This is a genomic window from Bradyrhizobium sp. AZCC 1721, assembly GCF_036924715.1.
In the GTDB taxonomy this organism is placed as follows: Bacteria; Pseudomonadota; Alphaproteobacteria; order Rhizobiales; family Xanthobacteraceae; genus Bradyrhizobium.
Map to the genome: position 1 here is coordinate 234938 of NZ_JAZHSB010000001.1, position 12033 is coordinate 246970.

Annotated in this window: 13 protein-coding genes, 1 tRNA gene and 1 pseudogene; 5 read left to right on the top strand and 10 right to left on the bottom strand. The window is 63.0% G+C overall.

All coding sequences use genetic code 11. The features are described 5' to 3' along the window. Positions 1-159 precede the first annotated feature (159 nt). From V1273_RS01140 to V1273_RS01175, 8 genes are all read right to left on the bottom strand, one after another. Positions 160-426 (bottom strand): DUF1150 family protein, encoded by a 267-nt coding sequence (locus tag V1273_RS01140; protein WP_028347912.1) that lies wholly within the window; start codon positions 424-426, stop codon positions 160-162. A gap of 52 nt (positions 427-478) precedes the next feature. Next, on the bottom strand, positions 479-904 hold the full coding sequence (locus tag V1273_RS01145; RefSeq protein ID WP_028347911.1) for an Hsp20 family protein: 426 nt from the start codon (positions 902-904) through the stop codon (positions 479-481). A 185-nt stretch (positions 905-1089) separates the two neighbouring features. Next, a complete protein-coding gene (locus V1273_RS01150) occupies positions 1090-2178 on the bottom strand; it encodes a sn-glycerol-3-phosphate import ATP-binding protein UgpC (protein ID WP_334408460.1) in 1089 nt (362 codons plus the stop codon). Between the two features lie 16 nt (positions 2179-2194). Beyond that, positions 2195-3043, bottom strand: coding sequence for a sn-glycerol-3-phosphate ABC transporter permease UgpE (gene ugpE / locus V1273_RS01155; protein WP_334365866.1), 849 nt, complete (start codon positions 3041-3043; stop codon positions 2195-2197). Next, entirely contained in the window at positions 3043-3924 is an 882-nt protein-coding gene (ugpA, locus tag V1273_RS01160; protein ID WP_334408461.1) for a sn-glycerol-3-phosphate ABC transporter permease UgpA, read from the bottom strand. The genes ugpE and ugpA overlap by 1 nt, the downstream gene beginning before the upstream one ends. Before the next feature lie 83 nt (positions 3925-4007). Next, positions 4008-5321 carry a sn-glycerol-3-phosphate ABC transporter substrate-binding protein UgpB gene (gene ugpB, locus V1273_RS01165; protein ID WP_334408462.1) on the bottom strand — a complete coding sequence of 438 codons (1314 nt, stop codon included), beginning with the start codon at positions 5319-5321 and terminating at the stop codon, positions 4008-4010. 270 nt (positions 5322-5591) lie between these two features. After that, positions 5592-6788, bottom strand: a complete 1197-nt coding sequence (locus tag V1273_RS01170) for a CaiB/BaiF CoA transferase family protein (RefSeq protein ID WP_334408463.1) — start codon at positions 6786-6788, stop codon at positions 5592-5594. A gap of 172 nt (positions 6789-6960) precedes the next feature. Beyond that, a complete protein-coding gene (locus V1273_RS01175; RefSeq protein ID WP_065746395.1) occupies positions 6961-7386 on the bottom strand; it encodes an organic hydroperoxide resistance protein in 426 nt (141 codons plus the stop codon). A gap of 166 nt (positions 7387-7552) precedes the next feature. Here V1273_RS01175 and V1273_RS01180 point away from each other — a divergent pair, with 166 nt between their 5' ends. Further along, the gene (locus tag V1273_RS01180) at positions 7553-8011 is read left to right on the top strand and encodes a MarR family winged helix-turn-helix transcriptional regulator (protein WP_334365869.1); all 459 of its coding nucleotides are present in this window, start codon (positions 7553-7555) and stop codon (positions 8009-8011) included. Between the two features lie 35 nt (positions 8012-8046). Here the strand turns inward: V1273_RS01180 and V1273_RS01185 are convergent. Both V1273_RS01185 and V1273_RS01190 read right to left on the bottom strand, forming a co-directional pair. After that, positions 8047-8122: transfer RNA gene (locus tag V1273_RS01185), tRNA-Ala, on the bottom strand. Positions 8123-8187: 65 nt separating this feature from the next. Next, entirely contained in the window at positions 8188-8613 is a 426-nt protein-coding gene (locus V1273_RS01190) for a TIGR02300 family protein (protein WP_028347902.1), read from the bottom strand. Between the two features lie 143 nt (positions 8614-8756). Here V1273_RS01190 and aroA point away from each other — a divergent pair. The 4 genes and pseudogenes from aroA to cmk all read left to right on the top strand — a co-directional run bounded on the left by aroA (position 8757) and on the right by cmk (position 11738). Further along, positions 8757-10095 (top strand): annotated as a pseudogene (aroA, locus tag V1273_RS01195) (3-phosphoshikimate 1-carboxyvinyltransferase). Between the two features lie 10 nt (positions 10096-10105). Further along, complete coding sequence (locus V1273_RS01200) at positions 10106-10723, top strand: hypothetical protein (protein ID WP_334408464.1); 618 nt, start codon at positions 10106-10108, stop codon at positions 10721-10723. Between the two features lie 7 nt (positions 10724-10730). Next, positions 10731-11099 (top strand): hypothetical protein, encoded by a 369-nt coding sequence (locus V1273_RS01205; protein WP_334365875.1) that lies wholly within the window; start codon positions 10731-10733, stop codon positions 11097-11099. A 6-nt stretch (positions 11100-11105) separates the two neighbouring features. Then, positions 11106-11738, top strand: coding sequence for a (d)CMP kinase (gene cmk, locus V1273_RS01210; protein ID WP_057844776.1), 633 nt, complete (start codon positions 11106-11108; stop codon positions 11736-11738). Positions 11739-12033: the final 295 nt, after the last annotated feature.

Below are 12033 nucleotides of genomic sequence, written 5' to 3' on the forward strand. Positions count from 1 at the left end.
AAGCGGATTGGAATTTGCTATTGACGAAGATACGCGGGCGATGCCCGCGTATCCGAAACTCTCTTCTCGCATTCACCCGGCATCAGATCAGTCAATGCCGGCGAAGCTTCGTCAGTGACAGCAGCAAGTGCTGCGTCAGTGACAGCAGCAAGTGCTGCGTCAGTGCACGCTGACGGCCTGAAGCTCGTTGCTCCATGCGTTGGCGATCGCAGCTTCCCGGCTGTCGGTCAGCATGATCGGGGTGCCGTCGGCGGCATGCAGCGCGAACAGCTTCAGCCCCGGCGCGATTTTCGGCGCCTGCGGAAACAGTCCCGGCACGTCCTCGGAACGGACTTGTTTCACGTAGGCGATATGGCCTTCACCAAGATGGGCCAGCGCCTCAACGGAAACCTTTTCGGATTCGAAGGTCACACTCACGTCACTCATGGTCTCGACTCCTCTGGAGACTAAGCGGTCGAGTCCGCTCCTTGTTCCACTATTATTCGTGCTCATTGATAGCGATTGTCTTAACGACCCTTTCAGGTTCCGGCCTGGCAAGGTCGATCGACAACAGCCCGTTTTTCAAATCCGCGCCCAGCACCTGCATCCCCTCCGCCAGCACGAAGGTGCGCTGGAAGTGGCGCGCGGCGATGCCGCGATGGATGTACTGCCGAGCCTTGTCGTCCTGCTGGCGGCCCCGGATCACGAGTTGGTTTTCCTCAATGGTCACATCGAGTTGGTCACGGGTAAAACCCGCCACCGCCAGCGTGATGCGCAACCGTTCGGGTTGGCCGTTGGCGCGGTCACACCGCTCGATGTTGTAGGGAGGATAGCCGTCGGCGCCTTTGACAACGCGATCGAGCGCACGCTCGATTTCGTCGAACCCAAGCAGGAACGGACTTGATAACGAAGGAACACGAGACATCACAAAGTCCTCTCGAAGCGACTTTGAGGGGCCCTTGCGGCGCCCCATTCAACCGGCCGGCCGACTTGCCGTCCCGTCAGAAGGGAATATGGGGGTGATTTGGGGAGGGTTCAAGCACCTCTGAATGCAGCGTAAATCGGCGATGGTGGGGTTTTCCACCGTCCGGATCATCCCGGAATGACGGATTACCCGCCCACGCGCTTCCTTCCATCGGCGGTAAAGAGATGCAGCTTGTCGGGCGCGGCGACCGCCGTGATTCGCTCGCCGATGGCGGGACCGATGGCGCCGGGAATCCGCACGATGATTTCCCCCGGCGGCAGCTCGCCCGGCGTGGCGGCTACCCCCTGCATTTCCTGCTGCCTCGTCCCGTAGACGAAGGTCTCGGCGCCGACGCGCTCGATCGCTTCCACGGTGAGGCCGAGCGCCACGCCACCGGACACCGTTTGGTTCGAGATCACAAAGTCCTCAGGCCGGATGCCGATGATGCCGGCTTCGGCGGCGCGGGCATCGCCGGCCAGTTGCGATTGCAATTCGGAGCGCAGCGGCATCAGGTTCATCGGCGGGGCGCCGATGAAGGAGGCAACGAAGGTGGTGGCGGGCCTCTGGTAGATATCCAACGGATTGCCGATCTGCTCGACCTGGCCGCCGTTCATCACCACGAGAATGTCGGCCAGCGTCATCGCCTCGAGCTGGTCGTGGGTGACGTAGATCGATGTCGTGGACAGCCGGCGCTGCAATTTGCGGATTTCGACGCGCATGGCGATGCGCAGTTTGGCATCGAGGTTCGACAGCGGCTCGTCGAACAGAAACACCTTTGGCTGCCGCACGATGGCGCGGCCCATCGCCACGCGCTGGCGCTGGCCGCCGGACAATTGCCGCGGCTTGCGTTCGAGCATTGCGCCGAGCTCGAGAATGCGCGCGGCTTCCCCGACGCGCGTCTTGATCTCGCCCTCCGCCATGCCGCGGTTGCGCAGGCCGTAGGCCATGTTGTTGTAGACGCTCATGTGCGGATAGAGCGCGTAGTTCTGGAACACCATTGCGATGTCGCGATCGGCCGGCTCGATCTGGTTGACGACGCGCCCGCCGATATCGATCTCGCCGCCGGTGATGGTCTCCAGCCCCGCGACCATCCGCAGCAGCGTGGACTTGCCGCAGCCGGATGGGCCGACCAGCACGCAGAACTGGCCGTCGCCGACCTCGAAATCGATGCCCTTGATGGCCTCGAAGCCACCAAGGTAGGTTTTGCGGACGTTGCGGAGCGTTACATTGGCCATCGAGTATTCGCCATATTCACTTTTCCGTCTGGACCAGGCCGCGGACGAACAGCCGCTGCATGAATATGACCACCGCGACCGGCGGCAGCATGGCGAGGACCGCAGTCGCCATTGCGAGCTGCCATTCGGCCAGCTCGTCGGTCGCCACCAACATCTTCTTGATGCCAATCACGATGGTCTGCATCGAATCCTGCGTGGTGATCAAAAGCGGCCAGAGATATTGATTCCAGCCATAGATGAACTGGATGACGAACAGCGCCGCCATGGTCGTCACCGACAGCGGCAAGAGCGTATCCCAAAAGAAGCGGAAGGGGCCGGCGCCGTCGATCCGCGAGGCTTCCAGGAGTTCATCCGGCACCGTCATGAAGAACTGGCGGAACAGCAGCGTGCCGGTGGCGGATGCAATCAGCGGCAGGATCAGGCCGGCATAGGTGTCGAGCAGGCGCAAATCGGCGACTACCTTGTAGGTCGGATAGATGCGCACTTCGACCGGGAGCATCAGCGTGATGAAGATGATCCAGAACGCGGTCTTGCGGAAGGGGAAGCGAAAATAGACCACCGCATAGGCCGACAGGATCGAGATGAAAATCTTGCCCACCGCAATGCCGATCGCCGAGACGAAGGAATTGATAAGCATGTTGGCCACCGGCTCGCGGCTGGTGCGCGAACCGCCGACGAAGATGGCGCGGTAGTAATTTTCCAGCGTGCGGCTGCCGGGCGACGCCGGCATGTGGCCACCGACTACGGTCGCCGCGTCATGGGTCGAGGCGACCAGCGCGAGATAAACCGGGAAAGCGACGATGAACACGCCAAGCGTCAGGATGGCGTAGGCGATGAAATCGGTGAGCGGGCGGTGCTCGACCATCAGTACTGCACCTTGCGTTCGACATAGCGGAACTGGATCGCGGTCAGCGCGATCACGATGACCATCAGCACGACCGACTGCGCCGCCGAGCCGCCGAGGTCGCCGCCGAGACGGCCGTCGGCGTAGACCTTGTAGACCATGGTAGTGGTGGCGCCGGCGGGTCCGCCGCCGGTGACAGCGTCGATGATGCCGAACGTGTCGAAGAAGACGTAGACGACGTTGACCACCAGCAGGAAGAACGTCGTCGGCGACAGCAGCGGGAAGATGATGGTCCAGAAGCGGCGCACCGGCCGGGCGCCGTCGATGGCGCTGGCCTCGATCACGCTTTTCGGGATCGATTGCAGGCCGGCCAGGAAGAACAGGAAATTGTAGGAGATCTGCTTCCAGACGGACGCCATCACCACCAGCGTCATGGCGTGGTTCTCGTTAAGCAGCGGATTCCAGTCGAGACCCATGCCGCGCAGCGGGCGCGCCAGCATGCCGAGCGATGGCTGGAACATAAAGAACCAGAGCACGCCGGCCACCGCAGGCGCCACCGCATAGGGCCAGATCATCAGCGTCTTGTAGGCGGGCGCGGCCTTCAGATTCTTGTCGGCCTGGGTTGCGAACAACAGCGCGATCGAGAGCGAAAGCGCCGCAACCAGCGTCGAGAAGACCACCGTCGTCAGCATCGACCGGTAATATTCCGGCTGAGCGAACAGGGCCTGATAATTTTCCAGCCCGATGAATTCGGAGACCAGGCCGAACGCGTCCTCGCGCAGGAAGGACTGCCAGATCGCCTGGCTTGCCGGCCAGTAGAAGAAGACAACCGTGATGACGAGCTGCGGCAGCAGCAGCAGATAAGGCAACAGGCGATTGTTGAAGACGGTGGACTTTTCCATTCAGGCGTCGCGGTCTTACCGGTGATGCAAGCGCTCCCTCCCGCATTGCAGGAGGGAGCGCCGGTAGTCTGGTTCAGCTTCGCCTACTTTGCAGTCTTCTCGAAAGTGCGCAACATCGCATTGCCCCGGGAGACGGCGGCATCGAGGGCTTCCTTCGCGGATTTCTTGCCGGCCAGCGCCGCCTCGATCTCCTCAGACCAGAGGTCGCGCATCTGCACCATGTTGCCGAAGCGCAGGCCGCGCGAGTTCTCGGTCGGCTCCTTGTTGGTGAGTTCCTTCAAGGGAGTCTGCAGGGTCGGGTTCTTCTCATAGAAGCCGTCCTTGATCGACTTCTCGTAGGCCGCCTTGGTGATCGGCAGATAGCCGGACTCCTGGTGCAGCTTGGCCTGGCGATTGGTGTCCGACAGGAAGGTGAAGAACTTTGCGACGCCCTTGTACTCTTCCGGCTTCTTGCCGCCCATCACCCACAGCGACGCGCCGCCGATGATCGAGTTCTGCGGAGCGCCGGCGACATCAGGGTAATAGGGCATCGGCGCTGAGGTGAAGTCGAATTTTGCGGTGCCCTTCGCAGTGCCATAGTAGCCGGACGAGGTCAGGAAGATCGCGCACTCGCCGGAGCCGAAGCGGGCTTCGTTGGTGCTGAGGCGCCCACCATAGTCGTAGGTCTTGTCCTTCTGCAGGTCGACGAGGTTCTGCAGGTGCTTCACATGCAGCGGCGAGTTGAACTTCAGCTCAGTGTCGAAACCGTCGAGGCCGTTGGCCTTGGTGCCGATCGGCACATTGTGCCAGGCGGAGAACTGCTCGATATGCGCCCAGGGGGCCCAGGCGTTGGAGAAGCCGCAGGTATCGTGGCCGGCTGCTTTCAGCTTTTTGGCGGCGGCGAACACGTCGGGCCAGGTTTTCGGGATTTCCGTGACACCGGCCTTCTTCAATTCGTCCTTGTTGATCCACATCACCATCGAGGACGAGTTGAACGGGAACGACAGCATCTCGCCCTTGGAGGTCGAGTAGTAGCCGGTGATGGTCGGCAGGTACGCCTTGGGATCGAACGGCTCGCCGGCATCCTTCATGAGCTGGTAGACCGGCTTGATGGCGCCTTTGGCACTCATCATGGTGGCGGTGCCGACCTCGAACACCTGCATGATGTGGGGTGCGTTGCCGGCCCGGAACGCCGCGATGCCGGCGTTCATGGTGTCGGGATAGCTGCCCTTGTAGGACGGGATGATCTTGTAGTCGGACTGGCTGGCGTTGAATTCCTCGGCAAGCCTGTTGACGACATCGTTGTTGCCGCCGGTCATGGCGTGCCACCACTGGATCTCGGTCACAGCGTGGGCAGGTGTTGCGAACGCCAGCGCAGCAGTGACTGCCGCGGCTGGGCCAAATTGTCGAAATGCCATGTAATTCCTCCGGGTTGGGGTCGTCACCTTCGTTTCGCGCGATAACAGCGCCGGATGACGTGCAAATGACCCTATAAGCGAAAGGATGCTAGTGGGAAAGCGTGCGCGGAGGGAAGCCGGAAAATAGGCGAAGGCGCAAATGGTAGCCGTCGCCCCTGCGAACCGCAGGGGCCCATAACCACAGCGGTCTGTGGTTGAAGCAGAGCGGCTACCATAGTGCCCAAAGCGAAGCCGCGGCGTATGGGCCCTGCGTTCGCAGGGCGACGACGTTTAGCGCTTGCGTTCGGGGCCGCAGACCGCGCCCTTGGCGACCAGCGCCTCGATCTCGCCCTTCGAGTAGCCGAACTCGCCCAGCACCTCCGATGTGTGCTGGCTGAATTTCGGCGGCGTGCGGCGCAGGCTGGGCTTGGTCCGCTCCAGCCGGATCGGGGAGGCGACGCCCTTGTACCAGTCCTTTTCAATGATATCGCCACGATGCAGCGTATGCGGATTGGTCAGCGCCTGGTCGATCTTCTGCACCGGACCGGCCGGCAATCCCGCCGCCAGCAGCCGATTGCAGAGCGGTTCGGCCTCGTGCTGGCTGAACACGGCAGCGAGCTCGGCGCGCAGCGCCTCGCGGTTGGCGATCCGGTCCTTGTTGCGGGCAAAGCGCGGATCGGTGCCGAGTTCGGGCTTGCCGATTTCCTTGGCGAGCTTGCGGAAGGTGCCGTCATTGCCGACGCCGATGAAGATGTTGTCGGTCTTGGTCGGGAAGATCGCGTAAGGAACGAGGTTCGGGTGCTCGTTGCCGGTAAGCGACGGCGGCTTGCCATGCATGAAATAGTTCGCGGTGTGCGGATGCATGATCGCGAGGCCGGTTTCATACAGCGTGGTTTCGAGAAACTGGCCGAGCCCCGAACGCTGCCGCTCCGACAGCGCCATCAGGATGCCGATCGCCGCGTAAAGCCCGGTGGTGATGTCGACCAGGGGAACGCCGATCCGCATCGGGCCGCTTTCGGGCGAGCCGGTCGCCGCGATCATGCCGGTCATGGCCTGGATGATCGCGTCATAGCCGGGATTGCCGCCGCGCGGACCGTCGGCGCCGAAGCCGGAAATCCGGCAGTGCACCAGTCTTGGAAACTTCGCGCGCAAGACGTCGTTGCCGATGCCCCATTTGTCGAGCGTGCCCGGCTTGAAATTCTCGATCAGGACGTCGGCCGTCTCCAATAGCTTCATCAGCACCGCGCGCCCATCTTCGGACGCGAGGTCAAGGCCGATCGAGCGCTTGTTGCGGTTGATGCCGACGAAATAGGCCGCATCCTCCTCGTGGAACGGAGGGCCCCAGTCGCGTACCTCGTCGCCGGCCGGCGGCTCGACCTTGATCACGTCGGCGCCGTGGTCGGCGAGGATTTGCGTGCAATAGGGGCCGCCAAGCACGCGCGTCAGATCGATCACGCGCAGGCCGGTCATTGCGCCGGGAGAACTCATGGAGAAGACCTTCGCTCAGGATGAGAATGGAGGCTTTGAGCTAGCGGTCTTCAGGCGCGGCGGCAATGGCGTCTCGCGCACAGGCGCATGACGCGGCCGCCGTAGCACGAGGTGAAAATTCCACGGGACGAACGGCCCGCCGATACCAGCGGCGGGCCATCGGGCAGCGCCGTCAGACGACGGTCAGGCGCACGTCGACATTGCCGCGCGTGGCGTTGGAATAGGGGCACACCTGGTGGGCCTTCGCGACCAGGGCCTCCGCATCCGCCTTGGGTACGCCAGGCAGCGAAACGGCGAGTTCGATATCGAGGCCGAAGCCGCCGGCCGAGCGCGGGCCGATGCCGACGGTGGAGGTCACCGAGGCGTCCGCCGGCACCTTCGGCCCGCCCTGCGAAGCCACGAATTTCATCGCGCCGATGAAGCAGGCGGCATAACCGGCCGCGAACAGTTGCTCAGGATTGTTGCCGGCGCCACCGCCGCCGCCGAGTTCTTTCGGGGTGGCGAGCTTGACGTCGAGTGCGCCGTCGAGGGTGGCGGCGTGGCCATCGCGGCCGCCGGTTGCCTTGGCGCTGGTCTTGTAGAGCACGTTCACGGACATGTCGGTCTCCTCTGGGTTGGCCGTTTCGGTGGACTATGTATTGCACACAATTAGATTTTGCACAATCTACATTATTGCAGAGGCCGCGATTTAATTGTATGCAATTGAAATCAAGCGCTTGCGGCTCCGAATCGGGGCAGGGGCGCCGCCCGTTGACGAGGTTGTGATGGCCAGAAAACACGCGGCAGACCTGCCGCTGAAGCTCGACAATCAGCTCTGCTTTGCGGTGTATTCCACCGCGCACGCGTTCAACCGCGTCTACAAGCCGCTGCTCGACCGGCTCGGACTCACCTATCCGCAATATCTGGTCATGCTGGTGCTGTGGGAGCGCGATGGCGTACCGGTGAAAGACATCGGCGAGCGGCTGCATCTGGACTCCGGCACGCTCACGCCGCTGCTCAAGCGGCTGGAGGCGGCTGAGCTCATCAAGCGGACACGCAGCACCGAGGACGAGCGGCAGGTGCTGATCGCGCTGACGTCAAAAGGCGAGGCGCTGCGGGAGAAAGCGCGGGCTGTGCCGCAGGCGATCCTGGCGGCGTCGGCCTGCTCGGTCGGCGAACTCGTGGCGATGAAGAACGAGATCGTCGCGTTGCGCGACCGGTTGAATGCGGTGGTGGGGGAGTGAGGGACGGGCGGCTAGAGGCGCTTCTTGGCGAAGCGTGGTGGAGCCAGGCGGGATCGAACCGCCGACCTCTTGCATGCCATGCAAGCGCTCTCCCAGCTGAGCTATGGCCCCGTAAGAATCGCGCGCCTCAATTCGGCGTGCGGGCAATGACCCTGAACCACAGTTTAGGGCCGATCTCAAGTCTCTTCGTCACCTCCGACGTCGCCGATGATGTCGGTAACGTCCTCATCGCCCTCTTCCTCGTCAGGAATGAAGGTGGAATCGTCGTCGTCATCGTCCTCGATGGTCTCGTCGATCTCGATATCGTCTTCCGATTCGGGAACCACGGCCTTGACCTTGCCGGTGTTCTCCTCGGCATCGGCCTCCTCGAGCGAGACCAATTCTTCTGCCTCGGCGGCCTCCGGCATATCGGCAGCAGCGGTAGCCGACGCGGCGGCTGCCGCGCGCGCGGCATCGCCACGGGCGGCTCGCGGCGGCGCGATCGGGGCAATCGGGACGACCTCGCCGGTGTAGGGCGAAATCACCGGGCTCTTGTTCAGGTCATAGAACTTTTTACCCGTCGTCGGGCAAATACGCTTGGTTCCGAGATCGGCTTTGGCCACGTGTAGATCCTGGGAAATTCTGAAAAACGGTGCTTCACTTGGCTAGTTGAGGGGCCGGTGTCAATAGCGCTTTGAAGCTTTTGAAGGCGGCGTGACGCCGTGTGGTCCATGTGATACTGCCGCCCCCGCAGAGGACCACCATCTTGACCCATTCAACCACCCAGACCCCGCTGGAATCCCGCGCCAGCGGTCCCTTGGCCGGGAAAGTCCGCGTTCCCGGCGACAAGTCGATTTCGCACCGCGCACTCATCCTGGGGGCGCTTTCGGTCGGCGAAACCAGGATCTCCGGCCTGCTCGAGGGCGAGGATGTCCTCAACACCGCCAAATCGATGCAGGCGCTGGGCGCCCAGGTCGAGCGAACCGGGCCGTTTGCCTGGCAGGTCAGGGGCGTGGGCGTGGCAGGCTTCGCCCAGCCGGCCTCCCCGCTCGATTTCGGCAATTCCGGCGACCGGGTGCCGGCTGGTGATGGGGGCTGTGGCCGGCTGTCCGATCACGGCCGTGTTCGACGGCGATGCCTCGCTGCGCTCCCGTCCGATGCGCCGGATCCTCGATCCCCTGGAACTGATGGGGGCGAAGGCCGGGGAGACCAAGGAAGGCGGCCGCCTGCCGCTGACGCTGCATGGCGCCCGCGATCCCGTGCCGATCCTGTATCGCACCCCGGTGGCCTCGGCTCAGATCAAGTCGGCGGTGCTGCTGGCGGGACTTGCCGCGCCTGGCGTCACGACCGTCATCGAGCAGGAAGCCAGCCGCGACCACACCGAACTGATGCTGAAACATTTCGGCGCGGATATCGTCTCGGTCAGGGAAGGCAGCCACGGCCGCAAGGTCGCGCTCACCGGCCAGCCCGAACTGCATGGCGCCGAGGTCGTGGTGCCTGCCGATCCATCCTCGGCGGCATTTCCAATCGTGGCGGCGCTGATCGTCGAGGGCTCCGACGTGACTTTCTTCGACGTCATGACCAACCCATTGCGCACCGGCCTGCTCACGACGCTGCGCGAGATGGGCGCCGCCATCGAGGAAAGCGAGGTTCGCGGCGACGCCGGCGAGCCGATGGCCCGCTTGCGCGTGCGCGCCTCAAAACTGCGCGGCGTCGAGGTGCCGCCGGAGCGCGCGCCCTCGATGATCGACGAATATCTGGTGCTCGCGGTCGCAGCCTCCTTTGCCGAAGGTACCACCATCATGCGCGGCCTGCAGGAACTGCGCGTCAAGGAGTCCGACCGACTGGAGGCGACCGCCGACATGCTGCGCGTCAACGGCGTCAGGGTCGAGATCGCGGGCGATGATTTGATCGTCGAGGGTCGCGGCCACGTGCCTGGCGGCGGTCTCGTCGCCACCCACATGGACCACCGGATCGCCATGTCGGCGCTGGTGATGGGGCTCGCAGCCGACAAGCCGGTCAAGGTCGACGACACCGCCTTCATCGCCACCAGCTTTCCGGATTTCATTCCGATGATGCGATCGCTGGGAGCTGAGTTTTCATGAGGCAGGCGCGATGAGTGCAGCCTTCGATCGCGATGCGCTCCTGGACGCTTTCGATCAGATCGGGCGTGCTGCGGTCGAGGCCGGAACGAAGTTGCAGATCGCGGTGTATGGCGGGTCCGCGCTGATGCTGGCGAGCAATTTTCGGCTTGCGACCGAAGACGTGGATATTCGCGAACTTGGAACCGATTGGCCTGAATGGCTTTCGCAAGCCGTAACCGAAATCGCAGCCAAAAACGGTTGGTCGGCGACCTGGTTCAACGATGCGGTAACTTTTCATCTGAGCCCGCTGGCAAGCCATGACCGGGATCACCTCGCCTATGGTACCTTTCCAAGGCGTAGCGAGCATGTCGGTCTATCGGTGTTCATCCCGACCGCGCGCTATATGCTGGCGTTGAAGCTGAAATCGCTGCGCATTTCAGACTTCGACAAAGGCGCGCAAGACATGTCGGACGCCGCTCATCTCTTGAAGGTCCTCGGGCTGACGGATGTTGAACAGGCGATAGGTGTGTTGGCCGAATTTTTCCCGAGGAGTGCTGCAGATGCAGACAAGCAGCGCTTCGTGCTAAAACGTCTGCTCGCTGGAGATACTGCTATCGATGCGCCCCAATACCCTCGCACAGACGGCTGATCGAATCATGGCAGGGGAAACGCGCGACAAGGCGTTGTCGGAATTTCTTGACGAATTCTATCTCGCCGGAACGACCGCGCAGAGAGTAGCCATGCTCCGCGATGAGCCTAGGCCGACGGGTGACGCCCATCTCGAGGGATTGCTGGGGGCGGTCGCGGAATATCTCGCTCATCAGCATGGTCTGCCAACCGTCCCTGCGTGGGCTTTTTCGCCGAACAGGTATCTCGACCATGCGTGGCATGCGTCACCGTTTGCTGATGACGGTATGCGCGAATACCTGACCTTCAGCAGCCCGGCCGAGTTTGCTTCGCGCAACATTTTCACCGAAGAACGGCCGCTGCGACGGGCGCGCGGCCCTCATCCATCCAGGCCATAGGCAAACATGATCATCGCCATCGACGGACCGGCGGCATCCGGCAAGGGCACGCTCGGCAAACGCCTCGCTCATCATTACGGCTATCGCCACCTTGATACCGGCGTGATCTATCGCGCGGTGGCGAAGGCGTTGCTGGACGAGGGGTTCGATCTGACGGACGAGGCGCGGGCGGTCGCTGTCGCGATGGAGCTTGATCCCGAGAAGTTCGGACATCCAGAGCTGAAGACGCAACGGATTGGGGACGCCGCCTCAGTGGTGTCGGCGATCCCCAGCGTGCGTGAGGCGCTGGTCAATTTTCAGCGCCAGTTCGCGGCCGGTCCGCCGGGCGCCGTGCTTGACGGGCGCGACATCGGAACCGTGATCTGCCCGAATGCCGACGTAAAGATTTTCGTAGTCGCCGATCCGCAGGTGCGGGCTCGCCGCCGGACGCTCGAAGCCCGCGCGCGGGGCGAGGAGGCCGATGAGGCGCTGGTGTTGGCCGATATCCTCAAGCGCGATGAGCGGGACCGCAATCGCGCTGCCGCCCCGCTCAAGGCGGCCGACGACGCCCACGTCCTGGATAATTCCAATCTCGACATCGAGGCCGGCGTTCGCGCCGCAATTGCCATCGTCGAGGCCGTCCGCGCCCAGCGGAAATAGCCAGGATTTGACCCGTCGCGGCGGCCCGAACCGCCTGTAAATCGGGCATTTCCGGCTTGCCGAAAATGGCCCGTGGGGCTATATCCACGGCCATCCGGGCCGCCATCGATGAGATCAGGGCTGTCCGAGCGGGCCGGCCGGAGGTTTGAACTTCCCGCCGTCATTGGAGGAAAGCCCGCTCCAGGTTCTTGAAGTCGATATGCTCGTTTCAGGCTCCGGATTTCTGACGCTACGCGCACTCTTCCGCTGAACCGGTACCCGCTTTTGCGGAATGCGCGACATCAAACGTATCGAA